This is a genomic window from Streptomyces sp. NPDC000878 (assembly GCF_053599695.1).
In genome coordinates this window covers 44,659-59,226 of sequence record NZ_JBSFMT010000009.1, presented here as the reverse complement: position 1 = coordinate 59,226, position 14,568 = coordinate 44,659, and the positions used below count along the sequence as shown (strand labels likewise).

12 protein-coding genes are annotated in these 14,568 nt (G+C 71.0%); 9 read left to right on the top strand and 3 right to left on the bottom strand.

The window, feature by feature from the left end:
• Positions 1 to 112: 112 nt before the first annotated feature.
• The 7 genes from ACWDR4_RS11080 to ACWDR4_RS11050 all read left to right on the top strand — a co-directional run bounded on the left by ACWDR4_RS11080 (position 113) and on the right by ACWDR4_RS11050 (position 8,654).
• Positions 113 to 1,471: a sensor histidine kinase gene (locus ACWDR4_RS11080; RefSeq protein ID WP_450406767.1), complete on the top strand. Its 1,359-nt coding sequence runs from the start codon at positions 113 to 115 to the stop codon at positions 1,469 to 1,471.
• Between the two features lie 405 nt (positions 1,472 to 1,876).
• Positions 1,877 to 3,061, top strand: a complete 1,185-nt coding sequence (locus tag ACWDR4_RS11075; RefSeq protein ID WP_450406764.1) for a DUF4190 domain-containing protein — start codon at positions 1,877 to 1,879, stop codon at positions 3,059 to 3,061.
• A gap of 197 nt (positions 3,062 to 3,258) precedes the next feature.
• Positions 3,259 to 4,011 (top strand): GntR family transcriptional regulator, encoded by a 753-nt coding sequence (locus ACWDR4_RS11070; protein ID WP_450406762.1) that lies wholly within the window; start codon positions 3,259 to 3,261, stop codon positions 4,009 to 4,011.
• 326 nt (positions 4,012 to 4,337) lie between these two features.
• Positions 4,338 to 4,520 (top strand): SPOR domain-containing protein, encoded by a 183-nt coding sequence (locus ACWDR4_RS11065; RefSeq protein ID WP_450406759.1) that lies wholly within the window; start codon positions 4,338 to 4,340, stop codon positions 4,518 to 4,520.
• Positions 4,521 to 4,578: 58 nt separating this feature from the next.
• Complete coding sequence (locus ACWDR4_RS11060; RefSeq protein ID WP_450406756.1) at positions 4,579 to 4,995, top strand: (deoxy)nucleoside triphosphate pyrophosphohydrolase; 417 nt, start codon at positions 4,579 to 4,581, stop codon at positions 4,993 to 4,995.
• A 182-nt stretch (positions 4,996 to 5,177) separates the two neighbouring features.
• Entirely contained in the window at positions 5,178 to 5,609 is a 432-nt protein-coding gene (locus ACWDR4_RS11055; protein ID WP_450406754.1) for an ATP-binding protein, read from the top strand.
• A 306-nt stretch (positions 5,610 to 5,915) separates the two neighbouring features.
• Positions 5,916 to 8,654 carry a SpoIIE family protein phosphatase gene (locus ACWDR4_RS11050; protein ID WP_450406752.1) on the top strand — a complete coding sequence of 913 codons (2,739 nt, stop codon included), beginning with the start codon at positions 5,916 to 5,918 and terminating at the stop codon, positions 8,652 to 8,654.
• 165 nt (positions 8,655 to 8,819) lie between these two features.
• On the opposite strand, the gene ACWDR4_RS11045 is transcribed toward ACWDR4_RS11050, so the two are convergent.
• Positions 8,820 to 10,304 carry a hypothetical protein gene (locus ACWDR4_RS11045; protein WP_450406750.1) on the bottom strand — a complete coding sequence of 495 codons (1,485 nt, stop codon included), beginning with the start codon at positions 10,302 to 10,304 and terminating at the stop codon, positions 8,820 to 8,822.
• A gap of 164 nt (positions 10,305 to 10,468) precedes the next feature.
• Here ACWDR4_RS11045 and ACWDR4_RS11040 point away from each other — a divergent pair, with 164 nt between their 5' ends.
• The gene (locus tag ACWDR4_RS11040) at positions 10,469 to 10,774 is read left to right on the top strand and encodes a hypothetical protein (protein WP_450406748.1); all 306 of its coding nucleotides are present in this window, start codon (positions 10,469 to 10,471) and stop codon (positions 10,772 to 10,774) included.
• Complete coding sequence (locus ACWDR4_RS11035; RefSeq protein ID WP_450406746.1) at positions 10,771 to 11,811, top strand: phosphotransferase family protein; 1,041 nt, start codon at positions 10,771 to 10,773, stop codon at positions 11,809 to 11,811. Before ACWDR4_RS11040 ends, ACWDR4_RS11035 begins: the two co-directional genes overlap by 4 nt.
• Here ACWDR4_RS11035 and ACWDR4_RS11030 read toward each other — a convergent pair.
• Together ACWDR4_RS11030 and ACWDR4_RS11025 are read right to left on the bottom strand one after the other, a co-directional pair.
• Complete coding sequence (locus tag ACWDR4_RS11030) at positions 11,806 to 12,615, bottom strand: succinate dehydrogenase/fumarate reductase iron-sulfur subunit (RefSeq protein WP_450406743.1); 810 nt, start codon at positions 12,613 to 12,615, stop codon at positions 11,806 to 11,808. The two genes, ACWDR4_RS11035 and ACWDR4_RS11030, sit on opposite strands and share 6 nt — an antisense overlap.
• The gene (locus tag ACWDR4_RS11025; protein WP_450406742.1) at positions 12,612 to 14,552 is read right to left on the bottom strand and encodes a fumarate reductase/succinate dehydrogenase flavoprotein subunit; all 1,941 of its coding nucleotides are present in this window, start codon (positions 14,550 to 14,552) and stop codon (positions 12,612 to 12,614) included. The genes ACWDR4_RS11030 and ACWDR4_RS11025 overlap by 4 nt, the downstream gene beginning before the upstream one ends.
• Positions 14,553 to 14,568 lie beyond the last annotated feature (16 nt).

The following is a 14,568-nucleotide window of genomic DNA, read 5'->3' as shown; positions in this document are numbered from 1 at the left end:
GGTCCGTGCGAGCAGGCTGATGTTCAGACGGACAGGCAGACCGACAGACACGTGGATGGACTGCCGGACGCGTTGACGAGCCGGCTGGGACTAGTAGGACGGGACTGGGGCGATGGCCATGGAGTACGGACAGGGGTACGGGCAGCAGGGCGGGCCCGGGGCCGGATTCCACGGGGCCGGGCATGGGCGGCGGTTTCGGTTGCCGGCCGCGTTGCGGGCGCCCGTCGAGGCGCGCAGTTGGCGTGAGTTCGGGTATGTGCTGCTGAGCCTGCCGGTCAGCGTGCTGATGTTCACGTACGCCGTCACCATGGCCTCCGCCGGTGCGGGACTGCTGATCACCTTCCTCGGGATTCCGGTGCTGGCCGTGGGCCTGGCGGGGTGCCGCGGGTTCGGTGTGCTGGAACGGAAGATGGCGCGCGCGCTGATCGGCGCCCACGTGGCCGAACCGGAGCCGTTGCGGACGCGGAAGTCGGGGGCGGCGGCGTGGATGGGGGCCGTGCTCAAGAGCGGTACCTCGTGGCGGCATCTGCTGTTCTCGGTGCTGCATCTGCCGTGGGCGATGTTCTCGTTCCTGGTTGCGGTGATCTTCTGGGTCTACGGGTGGGCGCTGCTCACTTATCCGCTGTGGTGCTGGGTTTTCCCGATGTACGGCGGGCAGGACGGCCTTCAGCTGTACGGCGACGAGACGCACCGGATCTACCTCGACAACCCGTTCGAGATCACGGTGACCGCGCTGGTCGGGCTGTTGTTCACCATGGCCACGCCCTGGATCGTGCGGGCACTGACCCTGGTGGACCGGCTGATGGTGCAGGGGCTGCTCGGGCCGTCGCGGCTGGCGACGCGGGTCGTCGAGTTGGAGTCCGACCGGGGGGTCGTCGTCGACACGGCGGCGGCCGATCTGCGGCGGATCGAGCGGGATCTGCACGACGGGGCGCAGGCGCGGCTGGTGGCGCTGGCCATGGATCTGGGGCTCGCGAGGGAGAAGCTCACGGAGGATCCGCAGGCCGCGGCGCGGATGGTGGACGAGGCGCACGGTGAGGTGAAGACGGCGTTGCAGGAGCTGCGGGATCTGGCGCGCGGGATCCATCCGGCGGTGCTGACGGATCGGGGGCTGGATGCGGCTCTGTCGGCGGTGGCGTCCCGGTGTGCGGTGCCGGTGCAGGTGGAGGTGGATCTGGTGGAGCGGCCGGCTGCGGCGATCGAGGGGATCGCGTACTTCACGGTGTCGGAGTTGCTGCAGAACGTGAGCAAGCATGCGCGGGCTTCGTGGGCGTCGGTGGATGTGTGGCGGGTGGAGAGTCGGTTGATGTTGCAGGTGGTGGATGACGGGGTGGGCGGTGCGGATGCCTCCGGCGGTTCGGGGTTGAGGGGGTTGGCGGGGCGGCTTGATGCGGTGGACGGGATTTTGGTGGTGGATTCTCCGGTGGGGGGGCCTACTCGGGTTACTGCGGAGTTGCCTTGGCGGGGGTGAGTGCGTGCGTGCGGGGGCGGGTTTTTCGCCCCCGCCGCCCTTACCCGTCCCATCCCTGGGGGGGGGGGGGCGGCCCCCCCCCCCCCCCCCCCCCCACCCCCCCCCCCCCCCCCCCCCCCCCAACCCCCCCCCCCGCCCCCCCCCGACCAAGCCCGTCCGGCGTTTGAGGACGAGGCCGTTCAGGCCGAGCGTTTTGCCCACCCACCCCGCCGCACTTTCACCCCAGCCCCCGGGCACCCCCAGCCCGTCCGGCGCTTGAGGACGAGGCCGTTCAGGCCGACAGCGGGGGTCTGGGGGCGGCAGCCCCCAGGGATGGGACGGGTAGGGGCGGCGGGGGCGAAACTCCCCTAACATGCGCCAAGTCGCACGCCAGTTCCCACCACCCCGACGAGGAGCCCCCCGCTCGTGGCCATACCCCCGCCCCCTGGACCCGGCCAGCCACAACACCCCCAGTACCCCCAGGGGCCCTACCCCTCCCACCAGGTCCCCTACGCCCCCTGGGCCCAGGGCTACTCCCCGTACAACCAGCCCACCCCCGTCAACGGCGTAGCCATCGCCTCCCTCGTGCTCGGCATCCTCTGCTTCCTGCCCGCCCTCGGCCTCGTCCTCGGCATCATCGCCCTCGTGCAGATCCGCAAGAAGGGCGAGCGCGGCAAGGGCATGGCGGTCGCCGGGTCCGTGCTGTCGACCGTCGGGCTCGCCCTCTGGGCGCTGCTCCTCGGCACCGGAGGCCTGTCCGACGCCTGGGACGGCTTCAAGGATGCCGCCAAGGAGAACAACAGCACCTTCTCCCTCGCCAAGGGCGACTGCTTCAACTCCCTGGACGGCTCCCTGGAGGGCTACGCCTACGACGTCGACACCGTGCCCTGTTCCCAAGCCCACGACGGCGAGGTGTTCGCCAGTTTCCAGCTCCCGGCCGGCTCCTACCCGGGCGACGACCGCGTCACCGAGATCGCCGACGACAAGTGCTATGCCCTTGAGGACAGTTACGCGATGGACGCCTGGGCCGTGCCCGACGACGTCGACGTCTACTACCTCACCCCGACCAGCCAGAGCTGGCGCCTCGACGACCACGAGGTCACCTGCGTCTTCGGCAGCGTCGACACGAACGGCACCCTCACCGGCTCGCTGCGCAAGGACGCGACGACGCTCGACGCCGACCAGCTGACGTATCTGAAGTCGGCCCAGGTCCTCAACAAGGCGATGGACTCGGCGCCCGCGGAGGAGTACGTCGAGGACGACCTGCCGGGGCACAAGGCGTGGGCGCGGCGGATGACTGACGCGCTCGACGAGCAGATCGGCCTGCTCACCGGACACCGGTTCGCCGCCAAGGCCTCGCCCGACGTCGACTCACTCGTGACCAACCTGCGCAGTGCCCGCGCGGAGTGGGCCAAGGCGGCCGGGGCCACCGACGTGGACACCTTCTACGACCACTACGACACCGGCTACACGCTGCTCGACGCCGAGCACACGGTCTACGTGCGCCAGGCGCTGGGGCTCGCGACGACCCCGCCCGAGTACGACCCGGAGGGCGGCAGCGGCAGCGGCGACGGTGGCGACGGCAGCGGGGACACCGGGATCCAGGTGTGACGATCGGCGTGTGTCGGCGGCCGGAGCGGGGAGAACGTGCCTGGGCAACGCGACTGCGCAGGGCCTGAGCGGGCACTCGCCCCATGCCTTCCGATGGCGTAAGTCATCACATCGAGTGATTCCCTGGCCTTTGCTTGCATGTCGCAACCCATGGTTGCCAGGCTGTTGCTGTCTGTACAACCTGATGGGAGCGGCCCGTGACATTCGGTGAGCAGCCGGCCTACCTGCGTGTCGCGGGTGATCTACGACAGAAGATCGTCGACGGTTCGCTGCCACCGCACACCCGCCTCCCCTCCCAGGCCAGGATCAGGGAGGAGTACGGCGTCTCGGACACGGTCGCGCTGGAGGCGCGCAAGGTGCTCATGGCCGAGGGTCTGGTCGAGGGCCGCTCCGGGTCGGGCACGTATGTGCGGGAGCGCCCCGTGCCGCGCCGGATCGCCCGCTCCGGCTTCCGTCCGGACGGCGGTGCGACACCGTTCCGCCAGGAGCAGTCCGACGTGGAGGCGCGCGGCACCTGGGAGTCCAGCAGCGCGCAGACCGAGGCGAGCGCTGCCATCGCCGAGCGGCTCTCTCTGCGGCCAGGCGACCGCGTGATGTGCACGAAGTACGTCTTCCGGGACGCCGGCGAGGTGATGATGCTGTCCACCTCCTGGGAGCCCCTGGCGGTCACCGGCCGTACGCCGGTGATGCTGCCCGAGGAGGGCCCGCTCGGCGGGATGGGCGTCGTCGAGCGCATGGCGGCCATCGACGTGATCGTGGACAACGTCACGGAGGAGGTCGGCGCCCGCCCCGGCCTCGCCGAGGAACTGCAGGCGCTGGGCGGTGTCCCCGGGCATGTGGTGCTCGTCGTGCACCGTACGTACTACGCCTCGGGGCGCCCGGTCGAGACGGCCGACGTCGTGATCCCCGCGGACCGCTACCGGGTCGCGTACCACCTGCCCGTGAAGTAACCCACACGCAGGGGCGGTTGACTTCCCGAACGCTCCCCCCTTCACAGCCGCCCCGCCAACCACCGCCGCCTGCCGGGCCGTTGGATTCTGGCCGTTCTCGCAGGTCGCCCTATGGGGCACGGTGTGCCGCTGACCGGACACACCGTGCCCTTTCGACGGCGCGTTCGATGTCGCGCGCCCCCTGGGCCCTGGCCGGTTGCGTACCTCTTTGTGAAATTCCGTATTCGCTGCGTGAAGGTTAGGCGTAGGGTCGGGCATATGCGGATTGCGGTTTCGTTAGCGGGCGGGGCGCGGCGCAAGCCGGGGGCGGGAAGTGGAGGGGCTCCATGAGCGACGGGACGATCACTCTTCCCTGGCTCGTCATAAGGCAGGACGACAACGGCAGTCGCTACCGCGTGGGCCGGTACGCGACCCGTGCGGAAGCCCAGAAGATCGCCGACAGTCTCGACGACCGCGGCCACAAACAGCTCTACTGGGTCGAACGGATCGGGCAGAACGGAACCAGGTGATCCGGCGGGCCGGACAGCCGGGGGTGCCGGGTGAATCGGCTCCCGTAGGCTCCGGCCCATGACGGAACGGACACCTCAGGCTGCGCGGATCGTCGTGGTGGGCGCCGCCCTGCTGCGCGACGGACGCCTCCTCGCCGCCCGCCGCAGCGCACCCCCCGAACTGGCCGGCCGCTGGGAACTGCCCGGTGGCAAGGTCGAACCCGGTGAGGAGCCCGAGGGTGCCCTGGTGCGCGAACTGCGCGAGGAACTGGGCGTCGACGCGGAACCCGTCGAGCGCATCCCGGGGGAGTGGCCCCTGAAGTCGCCGTACGTCCTGTGGGTCTGGACCGCGCGACTCCCGGCCGGCTCGGCCGAGCCGAAGCCCCTCCAGGACCACGACGAACTGCGCTGGCTGACCCCGGCCGAGATCTGGGACGTGGACTGGCTGGATCAGGACGTACCGGCGGTCCGGGAAGCGGTCGCCCGGCTGGGCTGACGCCGACGGGGGCGGCGCCGGGGCATGGAGGCGTGGGCGCCGCCGAGGGCGTGGAGGCGTGGGCGGCGGTGAAGGCGCCCGGTGCGTGCACCCCGTACGCCGTTCGTGCCACAGTGCGCCCTTGGAGGCGGTACTGGGCTCCGGATATCGGGTATGTGCCCATTAACCCCACGAAACCGGACATGGGTGGGTCGCTGGGCTGGGAAGTGATCGGCGTGATCGACACCGAAGGCGACTGCGCCGAGTGGAGCTTTCCCGCGGAGCCCGGTGCCGTGCGCGGAGCCCGTACGGTCGTGCGCGGACAGTTGCGCAGCTGGGGGCTCGACGCCCTCGGTGACATCGCCGTCCTGCTGGTCAGTGAGCTGGTGACCAACTCCCTGAGGCATGCCACGGGCCCCATCGGCGTACGGCTGGTGCGGCCTGCCGGGGCCTCCGCCACGCTCCTGGTCGAGGTCTCCGATCCGCTGCCCGACCTGCCCTGCGAGCGTGCCGCCCGGCCCGACGAGGAGGGCGGCCGGGGACTCCAGCTGGTCGCCCACTCGTCCAGCCGCTGGGGCACCCGCCCCGCCGACGCGGGCAAGACGGTGTGGTTCGAGCTGTCGGTACCGGGCTGAGCGCGGACGGAGTGAGCCCGTGTACGGAGAGCGACGAACCGTGCGCCGGGGTGAATGGTGGCTGTACGTCCGCCCTTGAGCTGTCGACCTTGTGGTTCAGGCCACTGGCAGTTGTCGTCGATCGGGGTTCGACGGGTGCTCCCCTGGTTAGAAGACTGGGAGTGTTGTCGCGGGCCGGTCCGAAAAGCATCGGGATCGTCCTGTGATCGTGAACACCGTGTTGTGGGGCGCCGTAGTGCTGGATACTGCGGGCAGCCGCCCCCGGTGACTGGTGCCGGACGCGGTGAGCTGGAGGGGACGGTTCGCGTGAGCGAGATACCAGCGAAGGCCACGGAGTCCAAGGACCCGTCGGGCGGCGCGAGTGCGGGGGTCGCGGGTGATGCCGCGGCCGGTGCGCCACGTCGTGCGACGGGCGTCAGGAGTTCTGGCGGCGGTGACGCGATACGCGATGCGACACGTGAAACCACGCGTGGCACCATGGGCGGGCCGGTGCGCGATGCGACACGTGACACCGCGCAGGACCACGCGCGTGACGTGACAGGTGACCCCATGTGGCAGAGCAGCCCACCCGGCTCGATCTACGACTACATCAAGGTGGCGTCGTTCTCCATCGGCCCCGACGGCCTCGTCGACCAGTGGAGCCTGCGCGCCGAGAAGATCTTCGGCATCCCCGCCGGGCGGGCCGTGGGCATGGACCCCATCGAGGCCTTCATCGACCCCGATCTGCGCGAGCGCGGCCAGCGGAAGATGGCGGAGATCCTCGACGGCCGGGAGTGGACCGGAGTCGTCCCGTTCCGCGTCCGTGAGCCCCAGCCGGGTGCGGACGGCCCCCGGGAGGGCCTCGCCGAGGTCTATGTGATGCCGACGCGGACGGAGGAGGGCGAGAAGGCCGCCGTCTGCATCGTCGTCGATGTCCGGACGCTGCGCCAGATCGAGACCGACCTCGCCGCCTCGCAGGCGATATTCGGACAATCTCCGTTCGGCTTTCTGCTGATCGACACCGATCTCCGCATCCGGCGCGCCAACGAGCGCTTCGCCTCGATCTACGGCGGCACGGTCGACGACCACCGGGGCCGTGGCGTCTACGACTACCTGCGCTCTCCCGAGGCCGAGCGGGTCTCCGCGACGCTGCGCCGGGTCCTGGAGACCGGCGACTCGATCACGGACATGCACATCACCGGCTTCGTGCCCGGCTCCGACGAGCGCCGGCACTGGTCGGTCAACCTGTACCGCGTGCACAGCGGCACCGGCCGCCCCATCGGTGTCGCCTGGCTCGCCCTCGACATCACCGCCCGCCGGGCCGCCGCCCGCGAGGCCGCCGCCGCACGGCGCAATCTCGCCCTTCTGAACGAGGCCGGCTCCCGCATCGGGAACTCCCTGGACCTGGAAACGACCGCGCGCGAACTCCTCGACGTCGTCGTCCCCGGCTTCTGCGACCTCGCGACCGTCGACCTGTACCAGGGCCTGCTGGCCGGCGACGAGACCCCGCCCGGGCTGGCCGACGGCAGCGCGGAACTCCGCCGCGTCGCCTATGCCAGCGCCGTCTCCGACGCGCCCTTCGCCGGCGGCAAGGCACCTGTCGCCGTCGGCGCCGTCCACCACTTCCCGTTCAACTCGCCCTGCGCGGACGCCCTGCGCACCGCCCGCCCCCAACTCGTCCCCGCCGAGGACAACGGCGCCATCCAGTCCACCCTGGCTGTCCCGATGGTCGCCCACGACACCGTCGTGGGCCTCGCACAGTTCTCCCGTACGAAGGGCAGCGAGCCGTTCGGGGAGCGGGACCGGGCGCTGGCCTGGGAGTTGGCCGCGCGGGCCGCCGTCTGTATCGACAACGCCCGCCTGTACCGGCGTGAACACGAACGCGCCCTGATCCTCCAGCGCTCCCTCCTCCCCCCGGGCGACCCGGAGGCCTCCGGCCTGGACATCGCCTGCCGATACCTGCCCGGCAACGCGGCGACCGAGGTCGGCGGCGACTGGTTCGACGTCATCGAACTCCCCGGCAACCGCACCGCGTTGGTGGTCGGCGACGTGATGGGACGGGGGCTGCGCGCCGCCGTCGCCATGGGCGAACTCCGCACAGCGGTCCGCACCCTGGCCCTGCTCGACCTCGAACCGGCGGAAGTGCTCTCCGCGTTGGACGAGATCGCGCGCGGCCTCGGCACCCCCGGCGGCGTCCAGCAGGCCACCCGCGCCGCCCGCCAGCCCCGCGACGCCGACCTCTCCGAGGTGTACCTCGCGACCTGCATCTACGCGGTCTACGACTCGGTGACCCGCAGGTGCACCTTCGCCAACGCCGGCCATCTGCCGCCCGTCCTCCTCGAACCGGGCGAGGACGCGCTGATGCTCGACGTGCCGCCGGGCATGCCGCTCGGTGTCGGCGGGGAGCCCTTCGAGGAGGTCGAGGTCGAACTACCCGAAGGCTCCCTATTGGCGCTCTACACGGATGGACTGGTCGAATCGCGCGACCACCCCCTCGACGAGGGCCTGCAAGCCTTCGTGGGCGCCCTCAGCGACCCCTCCCAGCCGCTGGAGGACGTCTGCGACCACGTCCTCAACACCCTCGACACCCACCACGGCGAGGACGACATCGCCCTGCTGATGGCACGTGTCCAGGGGCTGCCCGCCGACTCCGTCGGCGACTGGACCCTGCCGCGCGAACCGCGCAGCGTGGGCCGTGCCCGTGAGTACACGCGCACCCAGCTCACCGCGTGGGGCCTCGAACCCCTCATCGACACCACGGAGTTGCTGGTCAGCGAGCTGGTCACCAACGCGCTGCGCTACGGCGAGGGCGAGATCCGGCTCCGCCTGCTGCTCGACCGCATGCTGGTGTGCGAGGTCTGGGACGCGGGCCTGGTCCAGCCGCGTCGCCGCCGCGCCCGCGACACGGACGAGGGCGGACGCGGACTCCAGCTGGTCGGCCTCCTCAGCGCGGCCTGGGGCTCCCGCAGGACCCCCCGGGGCAAGACGGTGTGGTTCGAGCTGCCGCTCCCCGACGGGGGAACGGTCCTCGCGGACCCGGCGGAGGCGCTGCTGAGTCTGTTCTGACGGACAGACGCGCTCTTACGGAGTTCACGGAGAGTTCTTACGGGGCGCTGGGCGGGGTGTCCGCTAGGTGGGCGCCTACCGTCCTGCCTCGGTGTGTTGTCGTGCGGCTGCCGGTTTGTTGTGGCTGGTCGCGCAGTTCCCCGCGCCCCTTTGGGGCGCGCCCCTTCAGGGCGCTACCCCCCGTCGCGCCCGCGTTGCCGGGCCGCCGAACGAGCCCGGGGCGCCGCCTGTCAGGGCCTCGCCCTGGGCGTCCGGGAGGTCGCCGAGGAGGATTCCGCCTAGGACTGCTCCGGCGATGCCGTTCGTGTGTTCGGGGCGGCCGCCGTAGGGGTTTCCGTGGGCGCGGATGTCACGTTCGGCCAGGTCTCGGGCCTGGCGGGCGAAGGTGTCGGCCTCTGTCGGGTTCCGGTCCAGGAGGCGGCGGGCCTCCGCGAGGCGGGTGCGGGCCTCGGCGGCCACCGCGCCTCGGTGGGTGCCGATCAGGGCGTCCGTGTCGGTGGTGGTCCCGCGTGCGACGAGCCGGAGGGCGGCTGGGACCGCTCCGAGGGGTGCGGACACCTCAGCGACCCGGCGCAGGGCCTCCAGGGGGTCGTAGGGCCCGGCGGCGGCCTCCTCCCGTACGGCGGCCAGCGTGGCCTCGGCCCGCCGGACATGACCCTCGTCCGCCAGCCGCTCCCGTGCCTCCACTACCGCTGCCTCCGCCTCGTCCAGGGCCTCCGGTACCGCCTGTGCGGCGGCGGCCAGTGTGGACGCGAGGCGGTCGACGCCGTCCACGAACACCTCGGCCTGGGCGATCGCGCCCTCGGCGGCGCGCAGATGCAGTACCGCCCGGTCCGTGTCGCCCAAGTCGGCCGACTGACGGGCCCTGTTGAGACTCGTCGTTGCGAACACCAGGCGGTCCTTGGCCTGTTCTACCTGGGCTGAGGCAGAGAAGGACGCGGTGGGCGCGTACCGCTCACCCAGGTCGGCCAGGGTCGATCCGGCGGCTCCCGTACGGCCGTTCAGCTCGCGGAAGCGGACCTCGGCGTGTCTCAGGGCGCCGCTCATGTCCTGTTCCAGGGCGCGCAGTTGGTCGAAGCCGGCGGCCTCCGCGTCCAGTCGCCGGCCCGCGTCCACACACCGCGCGACGATCTCGTCGAGGGTGTCCCGGGAGGCGTCCGCCGGGTTGTCGTCGTACGCCTGGCGCAGCTGGAAGGCGGCCGACAGTTCGGTCTCCGCGTAGCGCACGGCCTCCGTGAAGGGCGCGACCGCCTCGGCCCCGAACAGCCCCTCCACGAAGCCGAGTTCCTCACGGCTGGTGCGTACGCAGTCGTCGGCCGTGACCAGCGATCTGCGGGCCTGCCGGTCGAGTTCGGGGGCGGGCGGCGGTGTCACGCCCGTGGCCGGGACAGCGGGAGCCGTACGGTTGCGGCGTCTGCGGCGGGCGTAGCCGTACGCGGCCACCGCGATCGCCGTACCTGCCGCCACCAGGGGCAGGACCAGATCGCCGGTGGAGGTCTCGTCCTCCTGGGCCGCGGTACCGGGCGCGCTGCCGACCGCCGACACGGGCACCTCGTGACGCTCGTGGCCCTCGTGGCCCGCCGTCACCCCGGGCAGCACCAGCCACATCACCCCGATCGCCCCGCCCAGGGCGGTATGCGCCAGGCGCACGGGTATGTGGGACGCGGCTCGCCGTGGCCGGCCCCTGGTAAGGGAGGGCGTCACATTTGCGAGCGTATGGGGGTGATCGCGGTATCGCGACCGGGGTGGGGCAGGAGTGGCAGAACAGGGGCAGTGGGTAGGTTTTACGGAGACGTGTTCGAAGGGGGCAGGGGATGAACGGGTACCTGTTGGCGACGGCCGCATTGGTGCTGGGCGGCATGGTCGTGTGCGGTGCGGTGGCGGTCGCCACCGGATGGCTGCTGCCGTGGTTGCGGCGCCGGACCCTGCGGCCCGCGCTGTGGGGCTACGGAACGGTTCTCTTCGCCGCGGGCCTGTTCCTGAGCATGTCGTACGGAGCGTTGGACGTGTTCGACGGTTCCTCGGCCCTCATCGATGCCGCCTTTGCCTCCAGCGTGCTGCTGATCGGGGCGGGCGGCTACCTCCAGTTGCTGTCCACGCGCCCGCGCGTCGACGCGTGACCGGCGCGACCCGCCGGGCACTCACCACCGCCGACCTCGCCCCCCTCACCCGCGCAGCCCTCGGCCCGGCCCGGAGCCTGGCCGGGGTCACCCGGCTGCGCGGCGGCAGCAAGAAGGGCGTCTACCGGCTCGCCCTCGACGACGGCACGACGGCCGTCGCGTACGTCTGGTCGCCGGACGAGGACCTCTGGGACGCCGGTCCCATCGACCACCGCGACCCCCTCGCCCATGCCACCGGCCTCGACCTGTTCACGGCCTGCCACGACCGCCTCGCGGCCGTCGGCGTCCGCACCCCGCGCCTCCTGTACGCCGACCCCGCGCACACCCACCTCCCGGCGGACGCGGCGGTCGTCGAGGACGTACGGGGGCACCCGGGCGGCGGCGACCTGGAGGTGCTCCTGGAACGCGACCCGGCGACCGGCGCCCGGGTCCTGGACCGCCTCGGGGACCTGCTCGGCGTACTGCACGGCACCACCGGACCCCGCCTCGGCAAGGTCGGCCTCGTCGACAAGGGCGGGGTGTCGTACGGGAGTTCGTGTGAGCGCATCATCACGGACCGCGCCCTGCACGACCTCGCCGACCTCGTCGTACGGCAGCCACGAGCCGCCGCCCTGCACAGTGAACTAGCGGCTCTCGTACGGCACTTGGCGGCCGAGGTTCGACCCCGAACCGGCCCGCTCTCCCTCATCCACGGCGAACTCGGCCCGGACCACGTCCTGGTGACCCCGGACGGCGAACCGGCACTCATCGACATCGAGGGTCTGCTGTACTTCGACGCGGAGTGGGAGCACGTCTTCCTGCGCCAGCGGTTCGGGACGCTGTACGAGGGCCTGCGCACCCCCAGGCACACTCCCGCCCCGGACCTCGACCCGAACCGGCTGCACCTCTACCGGCTCGCGATGCACCTCTCCCTGGCCACCGGGCCGCTGCGCCTGCTCGACGTGGGCGCGTTCCCGGACCCCGTCTTCATGCGCGGGATCGCCGAGCACAGCCTCGAACAGGTCATCAGCCTCCTCATGAGCCCGGCCCGCTCATGAATCCGTGCCACGCCTCCTGATCTTCGAGCCCAGCCACACCAGCGGGTCGTACTTGCGGTCAACTGCCCGTTCCTTCAAGGGAATCAGGGCGTTGTCCGTGATGTGGATGCCCTCAGGGCAGACCTCGGTGCAGCACTTGGTGATGTTGCAGTAGCCGAGGCCGTGTTCGTCCTGGGCGGTCTTCTTGCGGTCCAGGCCGGACTCCGCCGCCGCGTCCAGAGGGTGCATGTCGAGTTCCGCGACCCGCATCAGGAAGCGCGGGCCCGCGAAGGCCGGCTTGTTCTCCTCGTGGTCGCGGACCACATGGCAGGTGTCCTGGCACAGGAAGCACTCGATGCACTTGCGGAACTCCTGCGGCCGGTCCACGTCCTCCTGCATCATCCGGTACTCACCGGGGCCGAGTTCGGCGGGCGGCACGAAGGACGGCACCTCGCGGGCCTTGGCGTAGTTGAACCCGACGTCGGTGACCAGATCCCGGACAACGGGGAAGGCCCGCAAGGGAGTTACCGTGATCGTCTCCTCACGGCCGAACACCGACATCCGGGTCATGCACAGCAGCCGGGGCCGCCCGTTGATCTCCGCCGAGCACGAACCGCACTTGCCCGCCTTGCAGTTCCAGCGGACGGCGAGGTCGGGGGCCTGGGTCGCCTGGAGCCGGTGGATGATGTCGAGGACGACCTCGCCCTCGTTCACCTCGACCGCGAAGTCCTTCAGCCCGCCGCCCTGCACATCGCCGCGCCACACCTTGAAGCGGGCCTCGTAGCTACTGCTCACTCCAATGCCGTTCACTCCACTGCTGCTCACTCGTACAGCTCCTCGTCGGTGAGGTACTTGACCAGCTCCTCTTTCTCGAAGAGGGCGAGCAGGTCGGGGCGGACGGGTTCGGTGGTCTCGCGGGTGAGTGCGACCAGGCCGTTCACCGAGTCCGTGGCCGCCAACCCGGCGGCAGGGTCGGCGAGTTGGCACAGCAGGTTCACATTGCGCCACTCGCGGTCCATCGTCGGATGGTCCTCACGGGTGTGGCCGCCGCGCGACTCGGTGCGCTCCAGCGCCGCCCGGGCCACGCATTCGCTGACCAGCAGCATGTTCCGCAGGTCGAGGGCGAGGTGCCAGCCCGGGTTGAACTGGCGGTGGCCCTCGACACCGGCGCGGTGGGCCCGTACCCGCAGCTCGGCCAGCTTCTCCAGCGCCTGCTCCATCTCGCCCTCGCGGCGGATGATGCCGACCAGGTCGTTCATGGTCTGCTGGAGTTCCTGGTGGAGGGTGTACGGGTTCTCCGCCGGACGCCCCTCGTCCTTGCCGGGGGCCGGGCTCTCCGCGGAGAAGGGGCGCAGGGCCTCGGCCGCCGCCTCGTCGATCTGGGGGTCGTCCACGGCCGGTCGGGCGGCGAGCGTGTTGGCGTACTCGGCCGCGTGCAGTCCGGCCCGGCGGCCGAACACCAGCAGGTCGGAGAGGGAGTTGCCGCCGAGCCGGTTGGAGCCGTGCATCCCGCCCGCGACCTCACCGGCCGCGAAGAGGCCCTGTACGTTGCGCGCCGCCGCGGTGTCGGACTCGACCGCGATCCCGCCCATCACGTAGTGGCAGGTGGGCCCGACCTCCATCGCCTCCGCCGTGATGTCGACGTCCGCCAGTTCCTTGAACTGGTGGTACATGGACGGCAGTCGGCGTCGGATGACGTCGGCGGGCATGCGGGTGGACACGTCCAGGAACACTCCGCCGTGCGGGGAGCCGCGGCCCGCCTTCACCTCCGAGTTGATGGCGCGGGCCACCTCGTCCCGGGGGAGCAGTTCGGGGGGCCTGCGGTTGTTGTCCGGGTCCTCGTACCAGCGGTCGCCCTCGGCCTCCGACTCGGCGTACTTCTCCTTGAAGACGTCCGGGATGTAGTCGAACATGAAGCGTTTGCCGTCGGAGTTGCGCAGCACGCCACCGTCGCCGCGGACCGACTCCGTGACGAGGATGCCCTTGACCGACGGCGGCCAGACCATGCCCGTCGGATGGAACTGCACGAACTCCATGTTCAGCAGCGGCGCCCCGGCGAGCAGGGCCAGCGCGTGGCCGTCGCCCGTGTACTCCCACGAGTTCGACGTCACCTTGAAGGACTTGCCGATGCCACCGGTCGAGATGACGACGGAAGGGGCCTCGATGACGAAGAAACGGCCGGTCTCACGCTCGTAGGCGAAGACACCAGAGACACGGTCGCCGTTCTTCATGATCCTGGTGACCGTGCACTCCTGGAAGACCTTCAGCCGGGACTCGTAGTCGCCGGTCTCCTTCTTGTCCTCCTGCTGGAGGGAGACGATCTTCTGCTGCAGGGTGCGGATGAGTTCCAGGCCGGTGCGGTCGCCGACGTGCGCGAGACGCGGGTACTCGTGGCCGCCGAAGTTGCGCTGGGAGATCCGGCCGTCCTTCGTTCGGTCGAAGAGGGCGCCCCAGGTCTCCAACTCCCAGACCCGGTCCGGCGCTTCCTGCGCGTGCAGCTCCGCCATCCGCCACTGGTTGAGGAACTTGCCGCCGCGCATGGTGTCGCGGAAGTGGACCTGCCAGTTGTCATGGCTGTTGACGTTGGCCATGGCGGCGGCGATCCCGCCCTCGGCCATCACCGTGTGCGCCTTGCCGAAGAGGGACTTGCAGATCACCGCCGTACGGGCGCCGCGCTCGCGTGCCTCGATGGCGGCGCGCAGTCCCGCGCCGCCCGCGCCGACCACGACGACGTCCCATTCCTGCCGGTCGACCACGGACATCAGAAGCTGTTCCTTT